Origin of the sequence: Streptomyces alkaliterrae, from assembly GCF_007097205.2 — a bacterium.
GTDB classification, from domain to species: domain Bacteria; phylum Actinomycetota; class Actinomycetes; order Streptomycetales; family Streptomycetaceae; genus Streptomyces; species Streptomyces alkaliterrae.
Map to the genome: position 1 here is coordinate 1 of NZ_VJYK02000010.1, position 22,097 is coordinate 22,097.

19 protein-coding genes are annotated in these 22,097 nt (G+C 71.5%); 16 read left to right on the forward strand and 3 right to left on the reverse strand.

Going from position 1 to position 22,097, the window contains the following annotated elements:
• The 8 genes from FNX44_RS02015 to FNX44_RS02050 form a co-directional block, all read left to right on the forward strand.
• Nucleotides 1-1,522, forward strand: a 1,522-nt coding sequence (locus FNX44_RS02015) for a TadA family conjugal transfer-associated ATPase (protein WP_228449549.1), incomplete at its 5' end; no start/stop codon positions are given.
• Entirely contained in the window at nt 1,519-2,493 is a 975-nt protein-coding gene (locus FNX44_RS02020) for a type II secretion system F family protein (protein ID WP_143646162.1), read from the forward strand. The genes FNX44_RS02015 and FNX44_RS02020, both read left to right, overlap by 4 nt.
• Nucleotides 2,490-3,374 carry a type II secretion system F family protein gene (locus FNX44_RS02025; protein ID WP_143646163.1) on the forward strand — a complete coding sequence of 295 codons (885 nt, stop codon included), beginning with the start codon at nt 2,490-2,492 and terminating at the stop codon, nt 3,372-3,374. Before FNX44_RS02020 ends, FNX44_RS02025 begins: the two co-directional genes overlap by 4 nt.
• Before the next feature lie 18 nt (nt 3,375-3,392).
• On the forward strand, nt 3,393-3,611 hold the full coding sequence (locus FNX44_RS02030) for a hypothetical protein (RefSeq protein ID WP_143646164.1): 219 nt from the start codon (nt 3,393-3,395) through the stop codon (nt 3,609-3,611).
• A 2-nt stretch (nt 3,612-3,613) separates the two neighbouring features.
• Nucleotides 3,614-4,024 (forward strand): TadE/TadG family type IV pilus assembly protein, encoded by a 411-nt coding sequence (locus tag FNX44_RS02035; RefSeq protein WP_153506730.1) that lies wholly within the window; start codon nt 3,614-3,616, stop codon nt 4,022-4,024.
• 2 nt (nt 4,025-4,026) lie between these two features.
• Nucleotides 4,027-4,479 (forward strand): TadE/TadG family type IV pilus assembly protein, encoded by a 453-nt coding sequence (locus FNX44_RS02040; RefSeq protein ID WP_143646165.1) that lies wholly within the window; start codon nt 4,027-4,029, stop codon nt 4,477-4,479.
• Nucleotides 4,480-4,589: 110 nt separating this feature from the next.
• Entirely contained in the window at nt 4,590-4,976 is a 387-nt protein-coding gene (locus FNX44_RS02045) for a hypothetical protein (protein WP_323369020.1), read from the forward strand.
• Nucleotide 4,977: 1 nt separating this feature from the next.
• Nucleotides 4,978-8,664 carry a LysM peptidoglycan-binding domain-containing protein gene (locus FNX44_RS02050; RefSeq protein WP_143646166.1) on the forward strand — a complete coding sequence of 1,229 codons (3,687 nt, stop codon included), beginning with the start codon at nt 4,978-4,980 and terminating at the stop codon, nt 8,662-8,664.
• Nucleotides 8,665-9,577: 913 nt separating this feature from the next.
• Here FNX44_RS02050 and FNX44_RS02055 read toward each other — a convergent pair.
• On the reverse strand, nt 9,578-11,128 hold the full coding sequence (locus FNX44_RS02055) for a DUF2637 domain-containing protein (protein ID WP_323369021.1): 1,551 nt from the start codon (nt 11,126-11,128) through the stop codon (nt 9,578-9,580).
• 153 nt (nt 11,129-11,281) lie between these two features.
• Between FNX44_RS02055 and FNX44_RS02060 the strand changes: the two genes are divergently transcribed.
• Together FNX44_RS02060 and FNX44_RS02065 are read left to right on the forward strand one after the other, a co-directional pair.
• Nucleotides 11,282-12,547, forward strand: a complete 1,266-nt coding sequence (locus FNX44_RS02060; RefSeq protein ID WP_153506731.1) for a hypothetical protein — start codon at nt 11,282-11,284, stop codon at nt 12,545-12,547.
• Between the two features lie 484 nt (nt 12,548-13,031).
• On the forward strand, nt 13,032-13,598 hold the full coding sequence (locus FNX44_RS02065; RefSeq protein WP_143646167.1) for a hypothetical protein: 567 nt from the start codon (nt 13,032-13,034) through the stop codon (nt 13,596-13,598).
• Between the two features lie 35 nt (nt 13,599-13,633).
• On the opposite strand, the gene FNX44_RS02070 is transcribed toward FNX44_RS02065, so the two are convergent.
• Nucleotides 13,634-13,912, reverse strand: coding sequence for a helix-turn-helix domain-containing protein (locus FNX44_RS02070; RefSeq protein ID WP_143646168.1), 279 nt, complete (start codon nt 13,910-13,912; stop codon nt 13,634-13,636).
• On the opposite strand from FNX44_RS02070, the gene FNX44_RS02075 reads away from it, so the two are divergent.
• Nucleotides 13,912-15,843: a zeta toxin family protein gene (locus tag FNX44_RS02075; RefSeq protein WP_228449551.1), complete on the forward strand. Its 1,932-nt coding sequence runs from the start codon at nt 13,912-13,914 to the stop codon at nt 15,841-15,843. The genes FNX44_RS02070 and FNX44_RS02075 overlap by 1 nt on opposite strands.
• On the opposite strand, the gene FNX44_RS02080 is transcribed toward FNX44_RS02075, so the two are convergent.
• A complete protein-coding gene (locus FNX44_RS02080) occupies nt 15,807-16,121 on the reverse strand; it encodes a hypothetical protein (protein ID WP_228449553.1) in 315 nt (104 codons plus the stop codon). The genes FNX44_RS02075 and FNX44_RS02080 overlap by 37 nt on opposite strands.
• A gap of 125 nt (nt 16,122-16,246) precedes the next feature.
• Between FNX44_RS02080 and FNX44_RS02085 the strand changes: the two genes are divergently transcribed.
• From FNX44_RS02085 to FNX44_RS02105, 5 genes are all read left to right on the forward strand, one after another.
• Entirely contained in the window at nt 16,247-18,940 is a 2,694-nt protein-coding gene (locus FNX44_RS02085; protein ID WP_143646169.1) for an ATP/GTP-binding protein, read from the forward strand.
• Nucleotides 18,941-19,612: 672 nt separating this feature from the next.
• Nucleotides 19,613-20,098 carry a hypothetical protein gene (locus FNX44_RS02090; protein WP_143646170.1) on the forward strand — a complete coding sequence of 162 codons (486 nt, stop codon included), beginning with the start codon at nt 19,613-19,615 and terminating at the stop codon, nt 20,096-20,098.
• A gap of 203 nt (nt 20,099-20,301) precedes the next feature.
• Nucleotides 20,302-21,078 carry a DNA-methyltransferase gene (locus FNX44_RS02095; protein ID WP_143646171.1) on the forward strand — a complete coding sequence of 259 codons (777 nt, stop codon included), beginning with the start codon at nt 20,302-20,304 and terminating at the stop codon, nt 21,076-21,078.
• Nucleotides 21,079-21,418: 340 nt separating this feature from the next.
• Nucleotides 21,419-21,658, forward strand: coding sequence for a hypothetical protein (locus FNX44_RS02100; protein ID WP_143646172.1), 240 nt, complete (start codon nt 21,419-21,421; stop codon nt 21,656-21,658).
• Complete coding sequence (locus FNX44_RS02105) at nt 21,658-22,035, forward strand: fic family toxin-antitoxin system, toxin component (protein ID WP_143646173.1); 378 nt, start codon at nt 21,658-21,660, stop codon at nt 22,033-22,035. The genes FNX44_RS02100 and FNX44_RS02105 overlap by 1 nt, the downstream gene beginning before the upstream one ends.
• Nucleotides 22,036-22,097: the final 62 nt, after the last annotated feature.

The window sequence follows — 22,097 nt, forward strand, 5'->3', positions numbered from 1 at the left end:
CTCCCCCGGCCCGGCGCCAGCCGCGTCGGGCGCGCCGGTGGCCGGTGGGGCGCCGCCGCACGCGGCCCCGCCGCCCCCGCCATCTCCCGTACCGGTGGTGCGGGGTCGGCAGCCGGAGTCGGCGGTGGAGATCCCGCAGGTCGTCATCGATGAGAGCGCGGCGGCGGAGATCAAGAAGCGCGTCGGTGAGCACCTAAAGAAGGCGTTGAAGGACAAGCCGGAGATGCCGCGGCTTGAGCAGCAGCAGCGCGCGATGGCGTGGATCGCGGAAGCCGTGCACGAGCGGTCGGTGCTGCTGGGTGAGTCGGGGGCCCGGCTGCCGACGGAGGCAGAGGACGAAGCCCTCAAGCAGCGGGTGTTCGACCTGCTGTTCCGCGCCGGCCGACTCCAGCCCTACCTGGACCGGCACGACGTGGAGGACATCTACCTCAACGGCCCGGACGAGACGTGGCTGCGGCTGTCGTCGGGGAAGCTGGTGAAGGTGCCGCCGGTCGCCGGCTCGGAGGAAGAGCTGCTGGATCTACTGCGGGACCTGGCGCGGAACGCCGCCGACGGCAAGCAGGAGCGGAACCTCTCCCACGCGAGGCCGTTCCTGCAGACCGAGATGCCCGAGGGCTCCCGGCTGCAGGCCATCACCGGGGTGACGCGGCAGACCATGGCGACGATCCGCCGACACCGGCTGACGCAGCAGACGCTGGACGACATGGTCGATCTGGGCATGATCGACACCTGTTTGCGCGATTTTTTGAGGGCGGCGATCCGCGCCGAGAAGAACATCATGTTCGCCGGTGAGGCGGCGGTCGGTAAGACGACGCTGATGCGGGCCGCGCTCCGCGAGTACGGGCCGCTGGAGCGGTTCGCCGTCATCGAGGACACCCCCGAACTGCACGCGGATTCCAACGGATACCACCAGCAGGTCGTGTCGATGCTGGCGCGGGAGTCCAACGGCGAGCGGAGCCCGGACGGTCGGGAGCTCGGCGAGATCACCATGCAGGACCTGATCGCGCCGGCGCTGCGGATGTCGGTGAGCCGGCTGGTCGTCGGTGAGGTCCGCGGACCGGAGATCGTGGCGATGATGCAGGCGCTCACCAGCGGCCAGGGCGGCACGATGTGCACACTGCACGCCAAACGCGTCACCGGCGTCTTCGACCGGATCGCCGAGCTGTACGGGCAGGCACCGCACCGCCCATCCGAGAGGCTGGCGTACAAACAGATCAGAAACGGGCTGGATTTCGTTGTGTACGTGTCGCGGATCGACGAGTCACAGATCGGCGGCACCGTCTCCCGGTACGTGTCGCACGTGCTGGAGGTGACCGGGGACAGTGACTCCCCCGAGGGCTACCCGGCCACCAATATGATCTTCGGGCCGCGCCCGGAGGACGGGGAGCCGCGGGCGGTGCCGCTGCTGCAGCCGGCGTGCTACGCCCAGTTGCGCAGGGTCGGCTTGCCCGAGCACACCTTCGACCATGTCGGCGGGACCTGGACGCACCGCCTGCCGCTGGTGATCGGTGGTGCCGGATGACGCTGCTGGCACTGCTGACGGGGATGAGCATCACCGGCGGCCTCGTGCTGCTGGTCGCGGTCGCGGCCGGCTACGAAGGGCCGACGGGCGGCACGGGGCCGTGGTCGCGGTGGCGGGCCCGGTGGAGCCGGCCGGGCGCCCCGTTGACCGAGCGGGAACGCCGCACACGCACAGTGCGCCGGGCCGGCGCCGCCGTGGTGGTGGCCGTGGTGTGGCTGCTCACGGAGGTCCCGGTCTTCGCGTTCCTCGCCGGGGCCGCGGTGGTCGGTGTGCCGTGGCTGCTCGCGTCGGGGCAGGCGGCCGGCCGGCGGATCGACCAGTTGGAGGCGTTGGCGACGTGGACGCAGAGCCTGGCGGACTCGCTGCGGCTGGGCATCGGGTTGGAGCAGGCGATGCAGGGCAGTGCCCGTAGCGCGCCGCCGGCGATCGCCGAGCCGATCGGCCAGCTGGCCCGCGATCTGCGGATCGGCGTGCGCCCGGATGACGCGCTTCGGGCGTGTGCGCAGGAGCTGGACGATGTGCTGGCGGACCGGGTGATCGCCGCGCTGATCCTGTCCACGTCCAGCGCGGCGCGGGGCCGCTCGACCGGCCTGGCAGACGGCCTGCAGAACCTGGCCACCTCAGTTCGGGATGAGGTGTCCAAGCGGCGGGAGATCGAGTCGGACCGGGCGAAGCCGCGCACGACCGTGCGGTGGCTGACCATCATGGTCGCCGCGGTGACGGTAGGCGGGGTGGTGTTCGCCAAGGACTACACCTCCCCCTACGGCACGCTGCTGGGCCAGGTGGTGTTCGCCCTGTGCGTGCTGGGGTTCGTCGGCACGCTGATGTGGATGCGCTCTCTGGCGCAGCAGCGGCCCATCCCCCGCTTCCTTGAGGCCGACCCGCGCAGCGCGGTCCGCTCCGCTGAACCCCGAGTCGACACGGGCACTAGCCCAGACCCGGCGGCGGGCGCGGAGGTGAGCAAGCGATGATGCTGCTGACGCTGTGCGGGTGCCTGGTCGGCGGCGGGCTCGCGCTGCTACTCACGCAGTTCGTACGGCCGCAGCCGGCGCTCGGCCCGGCCCTGCGACGCACCGACCCCGCCGCGCGGCGCTTGGTGGAGCGGGAGCTCCGGCTGGACCGGGACGAGGTGTGGGGGCGCTGGTTGCTGGCGCGGATCGGACATCTGCCGTGGGTGCGGCTACCGGTCCACCATCTCGCTCTGCTGGGGGTCTCCCCGGGCCGGCATCTGTTGACGAAGGTCGCGATGGCCCTGATGGGTCTGCTGGTGCCCAGTCTCGCGACGGCGCCGTGGATCGTGTTGGGCCTGGGCATGCCGCTGGCCGTGCCGGCCCTCTTCGGCGTGCTGCTGGCCGGGCTGCTGTGGTGGGTGCCGGACCTGGCGGTGCGCGACCGGGCCAAGCGGGCCCGGGAGGAGTTCGCGCACGCGATGGCCGCCTACCTCGACCTGGTGGCGCTGCGGCGGGCCGGGGACGCGGCACCCACCCAGGCGCTGGAGCAGGCCGCGGCGGTGGGGCGCGGCTGGCCGATGGTGCGGCTCCAAGACGCCCTCCGGCAAGCGAGGATCGACAAGGCGGCGCCCTGGGACGCCCTGCACGCGCTGTCGGCGGAGCTGCAGCTGCCGGCGGTGGAGGACCTGGCGGACATCATGCGCCGGTCGTCCGAGGACGGTGCCGGCGTCTACGACACGCTCCGCGCCCGGGCACGCAGCCTGTCTGATCAACTCCTGGCGGACCAGGCCACCGAGGCCAACGCCGACTCCGAGAAGATGACCGCACCTGGCGCGCTGCTGGCGGTGCTCCTCATGCTGCTCCTCGGCTTCCCTGCGGTCTTCCGCATCCTGACCACCTGAAATCGGAGGAACCCTTTCATGTTCGACTTCCTTGCTGCCAAGGCCGCCGTGTGGGGCGCGGTGATCCGCGACCACCTCGAGGAGCGTGCCGCGTCCCCTCTCAAGGGCGGGGACCGGGGGGACGTGTCGGTGACCACCGTCATCATCTGGGTGGCGGCGATCACCGGCGCGGTCGCGATCGCCGCGCTGATCACCGCGTTGATGAACCGCTACGGCGCCCGCCTGAACGGCATCTGAGCATGCGGCACCTCCGTGTGCGAGGGAGACAGGCTGACGACCGGGGTGAGGCCTCGATCCAGATCGCGATCATCCTGCCGGTCGTCTTCGTGCTCACGCTCATGGTCGTGCAGGTCGTGATGTGGTACCTCGCGCGGGAGACCGCTCTGGACGCGGCCCGGGCCGGGGCGCGGGCCGCCGCCGCGTACCAGGCGTCGCCCGGCGACGGTGCGGCCGCCGCCCGGGCCCGGCTGAGGCAGACCTCCGGCGACCTGCTGCGCGGCACGGCGGTGTCGGCGTCCAGCAACGGTGAGCGGGTGCAGGTGCAGGTATCGGGCACCGCGGTCTCGCTCATCCCGGGTGTGGGTGCGCGGCGGTTCACGCAGACGGCGACCGCCGAGGTGGAGCGGTGGACTACTCCGGGGGAGGGCTGAGGATGCGCCAGATCACCGGGCTGCTTCGCGGCCTGCGCCAGGGTGGGGGTGATCGGGGGTCGGCGGCCGTGGAAGCGGCGATCGTCATCCCCGGTGTGATCGCGCTGATCAGTCTGGCGTGGGCAGCGGGCCGGATCGGCATCGCCCAGTCGAAGGTGGACGCCGCCGCGATCGACGCCGCGCGTGCGGCGTCGATTCACCGCACCGCCGCAGCCGGGCAGCCGGCGGCGGCCGCCGCCGCGCAAGGCGCCCTGCGCGACCAAGGGCTGAGGTGCTCGGCCACCAGCGTGCGCGTCGACGCCTCGGGGCTGGGCGCGCCCGTCGGCGAGGTCGGCACGGTGACGGTGACGGTCAGCTGCACGGTCCCGCTGGCCGACCTCACGATCCCTTCTCCTGGAGCCAAGACGATGACCTCGACCTTCACGTCCGTCGTCGATGCCTACCGGCAGCGGTGATGCGCACGATGCCTCATCTGATCTCCACCTCCCCACGCCTGGCTCTCGCCCGAGAAGAGGCCGGCGCGGGCGGCGTATTGGCGGCTGGCCGCGGCAGGGATGCTGGCGGCGTGTCGGTGTTCCTCGTGGTGGTCACCGCCGCGCTGCTGGCGCTGATCGGCACGCTGCTGGTGGACGGGCTGGGCCGGCTCAGGGCGGTCTCCCGCGCCGACGCCCTGGCGGCGGAAGCCGCCCGGGCCGGCGGGCAGGCCGTCGACCCGGCGCGAGCGATCGAGGGCGACGGCCTGGTGGTGTCCCCGCCGGCGGCGGCCGCCGCCGCCCAGCAGTACCTCGCCCGCGAAGGGGTCACCGGGACCGTGACTGTCACCGGCGGCTCGACGATACGCGTCACCGTCACCACCACCTACAGCAGCGTGTTCCCGCCGTCGTTCACTCGCAGCGTCACCGGCCGCGGCCAGGCCAGCCTGCTGCACGGCGTCACCACACCTGAGGACTGATATGCCTACCTCCCGCGGGCCCCGCCCCCTTCTCACCCTCACCAAGGCCCTCGGCAGCCTGCTGCTGCTCGCCGCCCTGATCGTCGGCGTGCCCGTGGCGTTGATCCACCTGTCGCCGCTCGTGTGGTCGCACGGCGGCAGTCAGGTGCTGAACCTGCTGGACCTGGACCAGCAAGACAGCGGCGGGCTCGCGCTCTTGCTGCTGCTCGCCCTGGCCTGGGCAGGGTGGGCGCAGTTCACCGTGGCGGTGCTGCTCGAGGTGCCGGCGCAGCTCCGCGGCCGCGCCGCGCGCCGCCGGCGCAGCCTCGGCTTCGCCCAGGGGGCGGCCGCGTCGCTGATCGGCGCTGTGCTCGTGCTGCTGCCGACGAGCACCGCGCTGGCCACCCCCGCGGTCGCCTCCCCCATCACCGCGACCGCGGCCACGGTGCCCGGGGCAGACGACGCCGGCACCGGCACGGAGGCGGTCGAGCGTACGGAAGCGGCGGGGCGCGTGTACACGGTGCGGTCGGCGGGAGAGAGCCTGCTGGAGATCGCGCGGGCGCAACTCGGGGATGAAGAGCGGTTCGTGGAGATCGCCGCGCTGAACGAGGGCCGCACGATGCCGGACGGAACCCGGTTCAGCGCTGACCGGTTCCTGCGGCCGGGGTGGCAGTTGCTGCTTCCCGCAGGCCCTGACGGCGCCGCCGGCGCTGACCACGGCGGAGTGCGGGTGATGTCAGCGGGGCCGGATGCCGGGGTGGGCGAGGAGCCGCTGCACACCGTCGCTGACGACCGGTCAACGCTCCGCTCGGTGGCCGAGGACCGGCTCGGCAGCGGCGCCCGGTGGCAGCACCTGGCGAACCTGAACCCCTCGGTGGACAGGGAGCCGGACCAACCCCTGGTCAAGGGCACGACGCTCCGGCTTCCGGAGGACGCCTCCGCCGGCCAGCCCACAGCCACCCGCGACGATGCCGCGGCCGCACCCGGCGAGAGGGAGCGCGCCGCGCGGCACACCGTGGAGGCCGGGGAGACGCTGTGGGAGATCTCGGAGAGCTACCTCGGAGACGGCACGCGCTACCAGGAGGTCTTCGAAGCCAACCAGCCCGAGATCAGCGACCCGGATCTGATCTATCCCGGGCAGAAAGTCCTCATCCCCTCGGTCGCCGCGCAGCAGCCGGACCAGCAGGATGCCGACGAGACCGCGGATGAGGGCGCACCGAAGAAGGAACTCGACAAGAAGGATGTCGAGAAGAAGGAAGCCGACAAGGCGGTGCCGCCGGCCGACAGCCCGGAGCGGCCGGACTCGGACCGGGCGGAAGGGGCGGGGAACGGCGAGAAGTCGGACGAGGGCGGCGGCGAGGCGGAGAGTGCAGCGCCGCGGGAGACCGGCGGCGGCGAGCAGTCGGTGGAGGAGGCCCGCCCGGGCCCCCAGGTGACCGGGCCGGCGCACAGTGGTGGCCGGGACGCCGCCGAGTCCGCGCCGGCCGCCGCCTCGAGCGCGGACCGTACTCCGGTCGTGATCGGCGCGGCTGCCGGCCTGCTGGCCGCTGGCCTGCTCTCCAGCCTGTATGTGCGGCGCGTGGTGCAGCAGCGTCGCCGTCGTCGAGGCCGTCGCATCGCGATGCCCGAGGGGCGCGCCGTGCAGACCGAGGAGAGCCTGAGGACTGCGGCCGCGCCGATCGACCCGGCGGTCCTGGACGGTGTGCTGCGGCGGGCCGCGTTCCAGCTCGCCGCCGACGGCCGGGCGCTGCCGGCGCTGCAGGCCGTGGTGCTTGGTGGGCACGAAGTGGAGCTGCATCTGGTGGCCGGCGAGCCGCCGGTGGCCCCGTTCCGAGGCGAGGACGGCGACCAGCGGTGGGTGTGCTCGCTCACCGCGGCCGCCGACGAGGAACTGGACGTCGACGTCGACTCCCCCTACCCCGGTCTAGTCGTACTGGGCACCCTGCCCGATCAGCGCCTGGTGCTGGTGGACCTCGAGCACATCGGGCTCTTGCGACTCACCGGGCCCGGCCGGCACGCGGTCGCTCGCACGCTGGCGGTCGAGTTCACCGTCACTCAACTCGCCGAGCACCTGTCCGTGCTGCTCCCGGAAGACCTCGCGCCGGGGCTGGCGGGGGTGTCCGAGCGCGTCACCGCCTGCCCCTCGCCGACCAAGGTGCTTGAGCAACTGCGCGCGCACCACGGCGAGCAGCAGCGCGCGCTGGAGGCGTTGGAGCTGCGGTCGCTGCGCGAAGCCCGGCTGGGAGAGGCTGGTGCCGGCGGGTGGACCCCGCAGGTGGTGATCGCCGACGAGTGGCCGGCGGACCAGGAGGAGGAGTTGGCCCGGCTCGTGCGCACGGAGCCCCGGACCGCTACTGCCGTCGTGACCACGTCGGCAGCCGGCAGCGACACCGGTCCGGGCGAGGGCTGGGTGCTGGAGACGACCGACGCGTCGGAGCAGACGGTCCAGCTTCCCGGCACAGGCCTGATGTGCACCTTGGCGGCGTTGGACGATGCCTCCTACCAGGACATCATCACGATGCTGGCCACCGCCGACACCGCACAGGATGTTCCGGCGGCAGACGCGTTCCTCCCCGCCTACGAGGCCCCCACCGAGGGAGCGGGCGCCGGGACGGCGACGGACACACCGCCTGCGGACTTCCCCGCCGTTGAAGTGCCCGCGCAGGAGGAACGGGAGCACGGGCCCGCAGCCAGTGGCGCCGCCCTGATGTCCTCGCTGGCCGCGCTCGACGACGACGTCCCTCAGGAGGAGGAGTCCGACCCGCGCCCAAGCGCCCAGGCGGTAGCCAGCGCTTCGGACGGCGTCTCCCCCGCCGAGGCGACAGACTCGGCGACGAGCGGCGGCAAGGAGCCCACGTTCAGCGCCACGGCGGTTCCCGACCTGTCGGCCCTCGCCCCAGCTCTCCCCGCACCCGTCCCGTCGGCGACGCCGCCGGAATCCGCCGACCCGGCCGTCGAGGAGGAACGGACGGGCGGGCCCCAGGTGCGGGTGCTGGGGCCGGTGGAGCTCTGCGGAGCACGCGGCACGGTGGAGACCAAGCGGGCCCGGGCGGCGACCGAGCTGGTGGCGTGGCTGTGGTTCCACCCGGGCCGGTCTCGGGAAGCCATCGAGACCGCTTTGTGGCGTGACAGGCCGGTGAAGCGGCGCACGGTCACGGAGCTGGTGAGCAGGACCCGGGCCTGGCTGGGCACCAACGAGGACGGCGAGTACTACCTGCCGATCATCTCCGACACCGCTGACGCCCGGTACACGCTTGCTGGCGTCGACTCCGACTGGCGCCGCTTCCAGGAGCTGGTGGAATCCGGGTCCCGCCTCAGCGGTGATGAAGGCACCGAGAAGCTGAAGGCGGCGCTGCGGCTGGTGCGCGGCACGCCGTTCAGCGGAGTGCCGCCGAACCGGTATGTGTGGGCGGAGCCGCTGCTCCAAGAGATGATCGCCGCGATCGTCGATGCCGCAGAGATCCTCGCCGAGCGCCACCTGGTGGCCGGACGGGCCCGCGAGGCGCTGTGGGCGGCAGCCCAGGGGCTGCAGGCGGCGCCCGAGGCAGAGCAGCTGCACCGGGCCCGGTTCACCGCGCTCGCGGCCCTCGGCGATTTCGACGGCCTTCGGAAGGCCGCGGACGAACTCGAGCAGCTCAACGAGGCACTCGGTGTGGAAGCCGAGGAGGAAACGATGGAGACCCTCCGGGCCCTCCTCGCGCGGGCGTGAACCCTCACCGGTGAGATAGTCCGCCCGTCTCGTCGGGCCACGCCGGTTGGGCGCAGTCGGACAGTTCGCGGTTCGTCGCCGAGGCGACTGAGCACGCGCGGCGCGGCTCCGCGCCGGCCGGTGGCCGGTACGCCGATGGCCGTTGGCCGTTGGCCGGTGGCCGTTGGCCGTTGGCCGGTGGCCGGTTGGCCGGTGGCCGGTGGCCATCCTAGAGTTGGCCGATCCGCCCTAGAGTTGGCCGATCCGCCTGTTGATCACCATCTGTAGTGGCCGTACGCACTCAAGCCGTGGCCGTTCTGAAGGGGCGGTCCCCTCTACGGTCCTGACGTCGCGGAGCGATGTTCCACAGGCGTCGGCCGCATGGCTGGTGAGTTGGGTGCGTGTGCGAGCTGGCCGGCCGGATCGGCCAACGTGTGGGATCGCCCTGCTGAGGGGCGCGGCCGAGTGCCGGCGGGCGGTGAAGGTCGCTTCGGACGATCGCACTCAGCGGGAGGGCGGCCTGGCCGGTTTGGAGAGCGGCCACGGGAGTGGCCGGTTGAGGCTGCGCGAGGTTGGCCGATTGGTTGCCCCGCCGCGAAAGCGCATGTCAGGGCGTTCGTGGAGCAGGGTTGCCCTGCCGCCCGAAGGAGGGGTTGCCCCGAGGAGGTGCACGCGGTTTTCGGTGGTCGGCAGGAGCAGGTGGCCGCTTTGAGGCGCCGCTCTCAGGAACCGGCCAGCTGTGCAGTTGGCCGATCTGACGCGGATCGGCCATGGCCGATGGCCGGTGGCCGGTGAATCGGCCACGCGGTGGACAGCTTGGCCGGTTGGCCGATTCCGTTGGCCGATCGTGCCGGTGGGTGGCTGGCAGGAACAGCCGTGTTTGGTACGTGGCCGGTCGGGCCCTGACAGATTGCCGGTCACCGGCCACAGTGACTTAGCGTGATGACGTTGGGGACGTGGAAGAGCGGCCCTGGACCGGCCGGAGGTGGCGCGGCCGGCGGCCGGTGTCGAGAGTGCGGGCGTCCGTCAGGTAGCGGCGAGCGGCCGTCGCTTCGACGCCAAGCCGGGCGGCGACCTCTTCGGCGGTCAGGTCGGTGCCCTGCTTTCCTGCGTCGTGGTGCCACTCGAGGACCTGGAGGGTGAGCTGGGCGTCCTTTAGTGCGCGGCGGCCGGTGCGCTCAGCCTTGCCCAGGCGACGTGCGACCTCGGAGCCGGAGAGCTTTCTGCCTGCCTTCTCTGACTCCTCCAGCCATCGGATGATCTTCAGGAGTCCCGGGTTCGTGTCTGGCTGGTCCTTGGGCGCGACGTTGAGGTTGGGCGCGACGGCGGCCTGGGCGGAGTGCGCGCCGTTGTTCTTCAAGGCCGGGTTCGCCGTGTCGGTGGGACGCGGCCGTGGAGCGGGCGCGCTGTCCGAGGGTTCCGTCGAGGCGGTGGAGTGCGCGGGCCCCGGCCTTGGGGCCGGGATGCTGGTGTCGAGAGTCTGTCTGGTGAGGGGCTGCGGCTCGCGCGACGAGGGTCTGGCGCCCGGCTCCTCGGCGGCGACGGTGTGGCCGGTCGACCGGGTGGATTCGGTCGAGGGGGAAGCAGCCGCAGGGCGGCGCCCGGGGCCCGGAGGCGGCGGAGCCGAGTCCTGGTGAGGGGAAGCCGGCCGTGTCGGCGCAGCTGGGGCTGCCTGCTGGGTATCGGTGGCCGGTGGTTCTGCGGCAGCTGCCGTGAGCTCGGGAGCTGGTGGCGTTTCTGCCCTGTCCTCGAGCGTCTGTTGGTGGTCGCCGGCCGGCGGCACGGCCCTGGTCGGTGTCGTGATGCCGGCGGCTGCCAGGCCGTCGGCGGCCGTCCGGGACAGGGGGACCCCGTACTTGGCGAGCTTGAGCGGCATCAGTGCCTCCACTGGTGCCTTGCGCCGCCATCCGCGTCCGTACCGTGCCCGGAGCCTGGCCCGGTAGATGAGCCGCTCGCGTTCCAGTTGGACGACGTCGTCGTACCGGCGGAGTTCCCAGAGCTTCATCATCCGCCAGAGCCGGAGGGTCGGGATCGGCGCCAGCAGCCACCGTGTGAGGCGGACACCTTCCATGTGTTTGTCAGCAGTGATGTCCGCGATCCGCCCGATCGCGTGGCGGGCGGCCTCGACGGTGACGACGAAGAGCAGAGGGATGACGGCGTGCATTCCCATGCCCAGCAGGTCATCGGCTACTGCCGCGTTGAAGACCACCGTCGCGGCCGTCAGCACCCATGCGACCTGGCGCAGGAGCGGGAAGGACATACGGAAGTGGGTCATCAGGAGGTCGAGGGAGAGCAAGACGACGATGCCCGCATCGATCCCGATGGGGAAGAAGGGAGCGAACGCCCCGAAGCCTTTCTGCTCGGCGAGTTCACGCACGGCTGCGTACGAGCCGGCGAAACCGATCGTGGCGATTACGAGCGCGCCGACGACGACCAGTCCGATCAGCACGCGGTGCGCGCGATTCAGCCGCGTCTCCCCCGCCACTGTCACCTCCCATGTGCAGCGTGTCAGGGTACCTGGCGGTGGTCGCCTCAGACCCTGCGGGGCGGGGTCGCGCCGGCAGGCGGCCGGGAAGCGGCAGTCGTTCTTCCGCCTGTCGGTGATGCGTGGTCCCCTGTTGCCTAGTGGATCAAGGGGGTGGAGGCGTTGAACAAGGCACGCTTGTACCAGCACGGCACCGCTGGTGCACTGGTGTTTTCGCGCGAGATCGACGACGAACCGTGGTGGCGGCGAGAGAAGACTCCGTTGATCTGCGCGTTCTGCACGACGCCGGTGGTCTCCCAGCGCACCGCGGTGGGCCGCAGTCCGCGAGCGGCGCTGTTCCGGCTCGCCGCGGACCGGGAGCACGAGCGGAGCTGTCCTCTCAATCCGATCGAGGTGCTCCACAAGATCGCTCGTGGTTCGCAGGGCGTGGCGGTCATCGAGGGCGATGAGCTGCACCTGGTCCTCCCCAGCGATGTGGACCAGATCGGCGCGACCGCCCCCGTCATCGACGCCGGCCCGCCAGCAGACGACGGCCGGGTCGGGGTGAGCGTCTCCACCGTCCGGCCGCTCCTGCCTCCCTTGATCAATAGCGCCGTCGTCGTGGCTCGGCTTCTGCAGAAGCACGGCTACGACGCTGAGGTGACCGCGCAGTTCAAGGTGCGGCGCCCCGGCGCGGCCAAAGCGGTGGGGTGGGGCGAGTTCTGCTACGGCCCCGCGGCCAGTGACCATGCGCGGCTGTACACGCGTGTGACCGAGGGCCGTAGGGCGGGGCATCCGGTGGCGGTCTTTGGTCGCGTGGCCGCTGTCGAGCGTGATCGCCACCGTCGACCGGTTCTCCGGCTCGCCGACGGCCGGGGCGGCTTCACGGTTCGCATCCGGACCGACCATCCCCCTCTCCTCGACTCACTCGTGGCCGGCTGCTTCGTTCTGGCCGTCGGCGCGTGGAAGGTGTGGACGCCTGCCAAGGCCAGGCCCGAGTTGCAGCTCTTCGCCGAGGAGCACTGGCAACTGGCCCACTGGACGTACGACGATGCCACCGGCCGCAGCAGCCCACCCTCCTGCCCGCCTCCTGTCACCAAAGCCGCTCCCCGCCGGCCTCCTGTGCCAGCGGCCATCCGCGCGCCGGCCCGGCGGCGGCCCGCTGTGTCCTTCTCCGGGCCGCGGCGAAGCCGGCCGGTCGGTTCCGCACCGTCGCCGGTGCAGCGGGAGGACAGCGCTGCACCGGATGCGCAGTCGCCGCTCCCTCCCAAGCTGGGGGTGCCGGGCTCACCGCCCTCGCGCTTCGTGCCGCCGGTTCCAGAGAAGCCGCCTCTGCCACCTATGCCGGCGGTTCCCCCACCGCGGCCGCCATCCCCGCCGCCGGCTGCTCCGTCTCGCCGACCCACGCGCCGTTGGTGGCCGTTCGGCCGCAAGCGCTGAGCCAGGGAGCGCCCCTTCGCTGTGCCGACTTGGCGCAGCGTGAGGTCGGGCAACGGCGCCGGCCGGAATGCCGACAAGTCCGGCTGTGATCCTCGATGATGGGACCGCCTCGGTAACAGGTCGAGCAATGCTGGGAGGACATGTGGTGATGGGGGCCGGCACGCAGCAGACCGGACGCGTTGCGGGGCGGGTGTGGACGGTGCGCCTGGACCCCTATGGCCGCCCTTCCGCCGGCGCGGTCAGGTTGTCGTGCTCGCGGGCGGCCTGCCCCGAGCAGCGCTTCCCCGAAGGTGCTGCCGCTGGGCGCAAGGCGGCGGTCGGCCACGTCAACATGCACCTGGCCGGCATCCGCGCCAGTGGCGGTCCCCGTGCCGAGGCGGAGTGTGCTTGTCGCGCCGCTGAGTGCGCGTGGCACGTTCCTGACGCCACTGTGGGGCGGCGCGGCGGGGCGGTGGTGGGGGCGTTTCGGTGCGGAGGACCGGTGGTGTTGACCGTGTTCGCCGACCGGGCCGGGCGGCTGTGGCGGGTCGCGGAGGTGTGCGCGCGCTGTGCGGCCGCGACCTCGGGCTGTCGGGTGCTGGACACCGCCGCGGCGCCCTCGCACAGCAAGCCGGAGGTGGCGTCGGTTGCTGGCGGCCGGAGAGGCGTGCCGGCTGCGGCGGCGGTGTTCTCCGCCCCTGGCCCCTCGTCCACGGCCGGTGCCGTTCCGGCCGCTCGCGGCCACACCGGCTCAGAGAAGACTGCCCGTCGGGTAGGGCGGTCAGGCAAGATCGCGCAGCGGATCGTACCGCCTCATCTCAAGCCCGATGACCTGCGAACGGAACTGATCGAACTGGGTGATGCGTACCGCGCCTACCAGAAGCGCGAGGAGCCCGATCTTGTCCTCCTCGCCGCACTTCACGAGCGGAAGGCGCACGCCTTTCAGCGTTGGGCTGAAGTGACTGGGGACGGCTCATTGTGGTCTGAAGCGAAGCGTGCGGAGCAGGCGGCGCAGACCACTCGCGTCATGCATGCGCATCGTGTCGCGCGGCTTCCTGCTGTGCTTCGGTGAGCCGCCCTCCTCGCCCTTGACCATGGGCAGGGGTGCTAGGCGCCGGGTTCAGGTGGGTCGGTGGGTGTGCGGGACTGCGCTGCCCATCCGTCGAGCAGTCGTTGGTAGGCCTGGCGGCGTGGTGGGCGGGGTTCGGAGCGGCCGGCTTCCCAGTTCTTCACGGTCTGGGTGGTGGTTTGGAGTACTTCGGCGACGCGGGCTTGGGTGACTCCGGCTGCTTCGCGTAGGCGCGTTCGCTCGGCGGGCGCGGGGAGTTGTGGTTCTCCTGCGAGTAGTGCGTCCACGGCAGCGAACAGTTCGTCTTCTGTCGGCATTGGTTCACCTCCGCTTTCAACCCTACCAGCCTCTTACCCCACAACTTGCGTTTCACTTACCCTTGGTTTTAGCCTCAGATTCACTGTTGGGTGTGAGGGAGGGTCCAGTGGTCGAAGCCGCTTCGCCTGCACTGTCGGAGCGGGAGTTCCGTGACGTGCTGGAACGGGTGATCCTGCCGGCGGCCGCCGGTCATGCCGTGCCGCAGGAGCGGCCGGTCGTGGTGGTCGTTGTTGGCCAGCCCGGTGCGGGAAAGACGCACATCGCTGATCTGGTTCAGGCCGCGCTGCAGCGGCGGGGCGGGGCGGTACGGATCGGGCGTGACCTCTACAAACCGGTCCACCGCCGCTATCCGACGCTGGTGGCTGCCGATGTGCGGACCGCGGGGGCGAAGGTTCGGCGCGATACCAGTCGCTGGCAGGCCGCGGTGGAAGAGTACGTCCGCACCCATCGGTTCGACGCGGTGGTGGAATCGGCGCCCGCCGATCCGGCCGAGTTCCGCAGCTCCTCGGTTGCCTACCGCGGTGCCGGGCACCGTATCGAGGTCGTCGCGCTCGCGACGTCGGAGGCGCTGAGCCAGCTGGGTCTCCTCGACCGTTTCTTGAACGGAGACGCGGGCGGCGATCGTCGGCGGTACGTGTCCTGGGAGAACCACGATTCCTGCGCGAAGGGCCAGCTCGAAACTCTCGCCGTCATCGAGACCGAGCAGTTGGCGGACCGGGTCACCGTGGTGCGGCGGGACGGCACCGTCTTGTATGACAACGAACTCGTCGGCGGGAGCTGGCGGCGGCGGCCGGCCGCTGCTCAGGCCGTCGCTGGTGGTCGGTACCGCCCGTGGACCGCCCAGGAGACGGCATGCTTCCACCAGGAGCTGTCCCGCGCTGAGTTGCGGGTGCACCGCGAGGTGTCGAGTGAGGACGAGCGTCTTGCCGTTGTCCGGGACGCTCGTCGGGCCGCCGCGCTCGCCGAGCCGGTTCGCCGCCTCGCTCAGCCCCGTCGGCGTCCGCCTGGTGTCGACTACCACCGGCTGTCGACCGCCGAGCACCGCTGGATCTTCGAGGAGCTGATTGTCCCGTCCTACCTCGGCAACATCATCCGCAGGGACGACCCGCGTGCCGTGTACGTGCTGGGGGAGCCTGGTGCAGGCAAGTTGCTGGCGGCCCGGATGGTTCGTCGCGCGATGCGGCCGGGCACCACCCGGCTGGTCGGCGACGACTTCAAGGCCTCGCACCCCGACTACTTCCAGCTGCTGCGCGACGACCCGCGAGGCGCCGGCGCGGCGATCCGCGCTGACTACCGAGCCTGGTTCGCCCTCGCCGAGCAGTACGTGCGGGGCCAGCGCGGTGACGCCCTGATCGAGGCCGCCCCCGGCAGCGTGGAGGAGTTCTTGGCGAGCGCGCTTCCCTTCGCCGCCGACGGATACCCGGTCGAGCTCGTCGTCCTGGCCGTGCGGGAGCCCGACAGCCGTCTGGCCACCGCCTTGCGATACGCCCGCGCGCTACAGAGCGGCGGCACCGGCCGGTTCACCAGCCGCTCCGGCCACAGAGTCTGCTTCCAGGCGCTCGCCGAGGTCGTCGCCGTCGCCGAGCGACACCCACAGATCGCGGCCATCACCGTGATCCGCCGGGATGGGCAGGCGCTGCTGCGGCATGAGGCTGGCGGGCCAGGGCGAGCGTCATGGGCGCTTACCGCCGAACGGCACCGGCCCTACACCGAACAGGAAGCGGCGGCGTTTCTCCGGCTCTACCAGGGGCTGCGGCGAGCTCTCCCCCAGCACCGGGCGGAGCTGGAGGAGATCGTCGCGCTCGCGAGGCCGCTGATGCCGCCGGAGATGCGGCCGGCCCAGCTCGACCGGCCGCACCCGCCCGTATGGTCCCTACCGGTGGTGGGGGCGAACTACGACTCCTTGAGTTCCTTCAGCCGAGCCGCGTAGATCGCGGCGATCCGCTCAGTCTCCTGCGTATCGGCGGTCGCCAGCTGCGCCTGATCGGCGAGCGCCGCCTGGCGGCCGGCCTTCAGCTCCCCGATCCGGTCCTCGTCGGGCACCGGTGCCCGACGTTCCGCGACGATCTGCGCGTTGTACCAGGCCACCACCTCCTGGAGCACGTCCGCTGCTGCCTGCTCCTCACCGCCTTCGAGTCCGGAGAAATCGGGGTCGGGAATATCGGACACAACAACCACCTTCATGTCGATCTTGAGGGAAGCGGACATTGTCTCCCTGCGGTGAGCTCCGCCGGTACGGCACTGTTCCGGCCACCGTCGAGGAGTTGCTGTCTCGCGCGGCCCCTGGACGGGCATAGGTTGGGCCAGGGTGATCACCGAGTCGGGGGTGGGCTGTGGCAGGGCGGGACCTCAGGACGCTGTTCAGTACGAACGACCGCAGCCTGGAGGCGGGCGAGGCGTTCACCAACCGACAGGTGCAGTGGGAGGTGGTCGCGGCCGCGCTCACCGAGCACCTCCAGCGCACCGCCGATGCGGCCTTCGATGTGGAGGACCTGGAGGCACCGCGCAACAACGTCCTGGTGTTCCACGGAGTCGGCGGCATCGGCAAGACGACGCTGTCCCGCAAGCTGGAGGCCGCCCTGGCCGGCGCCGAGCGTCGGCCCACACAGTGGGGAGAGCCCACGTGGGCCGGCGAGCGGATCCTCCCCGTGCGGATCGACCTGTCCCGCTCGGCCGGCACGGACTTCGAGCAGGTCGTGTTGACCGTCCGGGCGGCGCTCAGCACGCTCGGACGCCCGCTCCCCGCGTTCGACGTGGCGCTGCGCCGGTACTGGGAGCATCAGCACCCCGGCGAGTCGCTGGAGGAGTACCTGCGGCGCGGCGGTCTGGCCGGGCGGTTCGGGAAGACGATGCCGCAGCAGTTGCAATCCGCGATGGCCGATGTCGCCCAGGCCCTTGCCCTCCCCGGCACAGTCGGTACGGCGGTGGGGCAGCTGACCGGCTCTCTCGTACGGGCTCTGCGTGAGCGCAGGCAGACCGTGCGGGCGCTCGCCGGCTGCGCCCGGCTCGCGGACCTGCTGGAGGCTGAGCCGGATCTGGAGGCGCTCAGCTTCTACCCGCACCTGCTGGGGTGGGAACTCGCGCAGCTCCCGACAGGTCGACGCGTGACACCGGTGATCTTGCTGGACACGTTCGAGGACGTCGGCGACCGCACGCACCGGGACCTGGAGCGGCTGATCCAGCGGGTGGTGTGGCTGATGCCGAACGCGTTCTTCATCGTCACCGGCCGTTCCCGCCTGCAGTGGGCCGACTCTCACCTTCAGGGGCAGTTGGACTACACCGGACCGGCCGCCTGGCCCGGGCTGGCCGCCCCGGCAACCTCGATCCCCGCCGCCCGCAGAACCCAGCCCGCGGGCGGAGGCGGCGGGCGGCAGGTGCTGATCGGTGACTTCTCCCCGGAGGACTGCGACGACTACCTCGCGCGCCGGCTCTCCGTGGAAGGGCGTCCCCTCATCAGCGAGGAGATCCGACACGTCATCACCGCACGCTCTCACGGCCTGCCGCTCTACCTTGACCTGTCCGTCCTGCGATACCTGGAGATCCGCCGCACCCGCAGGCCGACACCGGCCGATTTCGACCACGACTTCGGTGCCTTGATCGCCCGCACGCTCTCGGATCTGACTCCCGACGAGCGCCACGTGTTGCGATCCATCAGCTTGCTGGACGCCTTCGACCTCCCCCTCGCCACCGCCACCGCCGGCCTGCCGCACCAAGCAGCAGCCCAACGACTTGTCGAACGGCCCTTCGTCCGTGAGAACCCCTTCGGCCTGTGGCCCTACTACCTGCACGGTCTGATCCGCTCCACCATCCGCAGCGCGGACGACGCCAGCGACGACCGCTGGAGCGCGCACGACTGGAAACACGCCGCGGAACGCGCCCTGGCAGCCCTCGGCGCCCAGTGGACTACCGCCGAACCCACCGGCCGCGACCGGCTGCTGCTGGTCGGCTGCCTCCGCCAGGGACTCCCCCTCGCCCGTGACTTCCATCTCGACCTCGGCTGGCTCGCCGACGCCGCGTGGGCCTACGTGAGCGACTCCGTGTGGGAGCCCGTCGCTCCCCCCACCCGGCACACCGGTACCACCGGTCTCCAGAGCGCGGCTGAGGCCCTCGTCGAGCTCCTGGCCGCGCTCGCCCGCCGCCAGCACGAGCACCGCTCCGTCACCGCGTCCCGTCTCGCCAAGGTCACCGACAGCAGGCTTCTTCCGGCCAGCCTGCAGGAGATGGGCGTCTACTACCTCGCCAAGGCACAGCGGGACCTCGGCGACTCCGAAGCCTCACGCCGAGGCATGCAAGCCGTCGCCGACGGCGGCGGCCGCCTTGCGCCCGCCGCCCGCCGAGGCCTCGCCCACCTCGCCCGCCTCGCCGGCGACTTCCCGCACGCCTACGCCACCGCACGCACCCTCGGCTGGGCCGGCCGACAACACCGCGTCGAAGGCGACATCCTCTGGCCCCACGGCGACATCAACCGCGCGGCCGCCGCCTACAGCGCCGCCCGCGACCAGGCCGAGCAGCACGGCATCGCCGGCGAGCGCGCCACGAGCCAGGCGCAGCGCGCCCTCGTCCTTGCCTTCGCCGACCCCTTCACCGCAGCGGATGAGATCCACCTGGCTGAACAGCTCCTCACCGGACTCGACCTCCGCGCGACCGGCTTCACCGTGCGCACGGCCGCGTTCGTCCGTGACGCCGGCACCCTGCATTCCCTCGCCGCCGCCCGCGCCCTGCGAATCGACATCCGCGAGTCCGGCGTCGCCGCTTCCGAAGCCGTCCTCGAGCTTGCGCTCGCCTTCCACCACGCCGTCCTCGGCGAATCCGACAAGGTCCGGGCCGTCATCGGACGGCTTCAGGAGCAGACCCGTACCGGCGACTACGCCTACTACATCGACATCGCGCACTTCATGGCCGGCTTCCCTCTTGCTGAGGCCTCCACCGCCCGCTGGCTCGACAGCGCCGAAGACGTCCGCGCCCGCTGGCGCCAGCTCGTCCACACACGGCAGGCAGCCCTCGGCCACCCGACCGCAGACACCTGACCCGTCCGGCGGAGGCCCGGCGCAGCCCCCTGCACTAAAATTCGAGCACATGAGCGATTTCTGGCCGGTGTACGTCAACCTTCCCGACGGGAGGACCACCTGGGGCCGGCTACGCAGCCAGCACCGCGGAACCGACGGACACTGGTACTGCTCAGTGGAGGTCACCCTGCCCGCCAGCGCCGTGCACCGCGCCCCAGGCGTCGAGTACAGCGGGGTACCCCGCCTTCCCATGGGCCCGGACCAGGACGACGGAGCAGGCTGGGCCCACACCGGAGCCGGCACCGAAAGCCTCATCCACTACCGCAGCTGCCCGGCCGCCACCGGCGCACCCCACCTGACCATCGTCACGACGGCGTCCGCTCGCGAGATCCTCGCCAGCACGCGCGGCAACGCGTGCCCTCGATGCCGACCCCGCCTCCCTGACCCCGAACCCCGGTTAAGCCGCGAACTCCGACGGCGTAACGCCCAGAGGTGACCGCCCATCGAGCCCTTTGACAACACGACGATAACGTGACTCAATTTACATACCCCGTGGGGGGGGGGTGCGGGGCAAGGTCTGCTCGCGCCGGACGAGGACGGCCGGCGCAGTTGGCAGCGCGCCGGCCGTAGCCCCTCTTCAGGGAGCTCCCACATGCTACGACTCGCCCCGCTGCCGCTCCTGTGGAGGACTCCGTGCCCGACTCTGATCGATACCTCTCGCGGAAAGACCTCCAGGAGCGGCACCGCCTCTCCCGGGAAACACTGAACAAGCTCTGGGCCGAGCGCGCGACCAACGGGCATCCGACGCCGGTCGTCGGCGAGGACGGCGTGATGCGGTGGGACGAGCAGGAGTGGGCTACGTGGCACCAGCGCCACTTGGAGCAGCGAGCGCAGGCCCGTCGCCGCGCCGCTTCTCCACCTGCCAAGGACGCCGGCCTGGGCGACGACGAGCTGGGTGGTCCGGCCGCCTTCGCCCGCCTTCTCGGGCACGCCGGCACCTCGACCATCTCCCGCTGGCTCAAGGACCCGCCGTCCGGCTTCCCCCAGCCGGCTTCCTGGAAGGCCTTGCCGAGTGGGCGGCAGCGGCCGCAGTGGACGTACGCGGCGATGCGTGAGTTCGCCGACAGCCACCGGCCTTACCGGGGGCACGCCGGCGGCCGCCGGCCCATCGACAAGTAGTACGGCGCGCCGCGGGGCAACCCGTAGCGGTGGGGCAACCGCGGCTGTCGCGCGGGTCAACGTGCCGCTCTTCCGACGGTGCGCAGGTTGTCCCGCCAGCGGCTGCCCCGAGGGCGGGCACAGCTGGTGAAAGCGGGCAATTCTCCCGAGCGATGCTCGGACCCGTTCGATGATCATCACGATCGCGAAGGGGGATGACTTCGATGTCTACGTGGACGTTGCACCGTGGAGAGGCGCTGAGCGTGCTGACCGGGTTGCCGGACGGGTGCGTGGATGCGGTGATCACGGATCCGCCGTACAACTCCGGCGGGGTCGGTGCGGCCCGTACCTCGAGTACGGCCCGGCAGAAGTACGTGTCGAGCGATGCGAAGCACACGCTCGCAGACTTCGACGGTGAGAACCGCGACCAGCGGTCCTACCTCGCCTGGATGACGATGCTGCTCGGGCAGTGCTACCGCCTGACACGATCGGGCGGACCGCTGCTGGTGTTCACCGACTGGAGGCAGCTGCCCATCACCTCGGACGCGCTGCAGGCGGCAGGCTGGACATGGCGGGGCGTCGTGCCGTGGCACAAGCCGAACTCGCGGCCGGCCAAGGGCGGGTTCCGCCGCGCGTGTGAGTACATCCTGTGGGCAACGCGGGGCCCGGTCGACGCCGCGCGGAACCCGGTGTACCTACCGGGGTTGATGAGCGTGAGCCAGCCGAGCGGCAGCAAACGGGTGCACATCACGCAGAAGCCGCTGGAATTGATGCGGGAGCTGGTGCAGATCTGCGCGCCCGGGGGCACGGTGCTGGACCCGTTCGCCGGATCGGGCTCCACGGGAGTTGCCGCGCTGGAGAGCGGGCGGGAGTTCGTCGGGGTGGAGATGTCAGAGCACTACCACCGCGTCGCGCATGAGCGGCTCTCGCGGACGATTCAGCACATGCGCAGCCAGGAAGAACTCGCTGATCCACGTCCTCACCAGCAGCTGAGCATCTGAGCGGCTGAGCGCTGCGGCATAGGGCTCGAACTGATGGGGGCGGGTCGGTTCCCGCCCCCATCAGTTGCGGCTGTCGGTCGTTCAGCGTTCGAGGTCTTCCTCGGCAGCCACAGCGCCAGGCAGACCCCCAGTCGCGACAGAAGCCCGACCGGGGAGCGCCCCCCGGGAGACGATCCGCCACGTTCCGGCAACCCTGATCGCGGGTCGCTTCAGTCGCTTGCAGCGGCGTGACCTGCATAAAAAGCGCAGCGACCGAACGGCCCCACCCAAGGAAACTCACCGAGGCCCAGCTACGCAGCACGAACCCGCCCAGTGTGGTAACAACTGTTACCATCATGGGATGGGAAAGACACAGCTGGGCGCCCGCGTCGACGAGGACGTCGCCGACCTCGCCAAGAAGCGCGCCGCCGACCTGGGGCTGAGCGTGGGGGACTACCTCGCCCGACTGGTACAGGAGGACGCCAGCGGCCTGCGCGCCCGAGCGGTGGACGCCGCCGCCCGCTTCCTGTCCGACCACCAGGCGGTCTTCGACGAGGCAGAACAAGCCCCGCCCGCACCACGAGGAGCGCGCGCGGCCTGATGAACCTGCACATCGACGTTCCCTGGATCCTGCAGGTCGCCGAGGCCGCCGGCGCGGATGATCCCGCCCCCGACGACTATGGCGTTCCCGCCGCCGCGGTCGCCCGTCACCAGGCCGAGCTATTCGAGCAGCCCGTCTACGACGGCCCCTACGCCAAAGCCGCCGCCCTCGTGCACACCCTGGGCCGTTGCCGCTGGCTGGAGCGCTCCAACCTGGCCGTCGCTGCCGCATCCGGTGTCATGTACCTCGAAGCCGCTGGCATCTCCGTCAAGCCCGCCCGCGAGGACGCCGTCGCCCTCAAGGACCTGCTTCTGGATCCCGCCTGCACGGCGGGGAGGATCGCCGCTTTGCTGCGGACCTGGCCCACCGCCACGTGAAGCCCGCAGGCCCACGGCCTCCCGAACGCGGGAGGTCGAGCCTCTCGTACAAGGCGGCTCGA

Bases quoted from the DNA above. Each gene is read 5' to 3' on its own strand.
- FNX44_RS02080 (WP_228449553.1), bottom strand. From the start codon at position 16,121: ATGTCCGCTTCCCTCAAGATCGACATGAAGGTGGTTGTTGTGTCCGAT.
- FNX44_RS02050 (WP_143646166.1), top strand. From the start codon at position 4,978: ATGCCTACCTCCCGCGGGCCCCGCCCCCTTCTCACCCTCACCAAGGCC.
- FNX44_RS02105 (WP_143646173.1), top strand. From the start codon at position 21,658: ATGAACCTGCACATCGACGTTCCCTGGATCCTGCAGGTCGCCGAGGCC.
- FNX44_RS02040 (WP_143646165.1), top strand. From the start codon at position 4,027: ATGCGCCAGATCACCGGGCTGCTTCGCGGCCTGCGCCAGGGTGGGGGT.
- FNX44_RS02095 (WP_143646171.1), top strand. From the start codon at position 20,302: ATGTCTACGTGGACGTTGCACCGTGGAGAGGCGCTGAGCGTGCTGACC.
- FNX44_RS02070 (WP_143646168.1), bottom strand. From the start codon at position 13,912: ATGCCGACAGAAGACGAACTGTTCGCTGCCGTGGACGCACTACTCGCA.
- FNX44_RS02100 (WP_143646172.1), top strand. From the start codon at position 21,419: ATGGGAAAGACACAGCTGGGCGCCCGCGTCGACGAGGACGTCGCCGAC.
- FNX44_RS02030 (WP_143646164.1), top strand. From the start codon at position 3,393: ATGTTCGACTTCCTTGCTGCCAAGGCCGCCGTGTGGGGCGCGGTGATC.
- FNX44_RS02025 (WP_143646163.1), top strand. From the start codon at position 2,490: ATGATGCTGCTGACGCTGTGCGGGTGCCTGGTCGGCGGCGGGCTCGCG.
- FNX44_RS02020 (WP_143646162.1), top strand. From the start codon at position 1,519: ATGACGCTGCTGGCACTGCTGACGGGGATGAGCATCACCGGCGGCCTC.
- FNX44_RS02035 (WP_153506730.1), top strand. From the start codon at position 3,614: ATGCGGCACCTCCGTGTGCGAGGGAGACAGGCTGACGACCGGGGTGAG.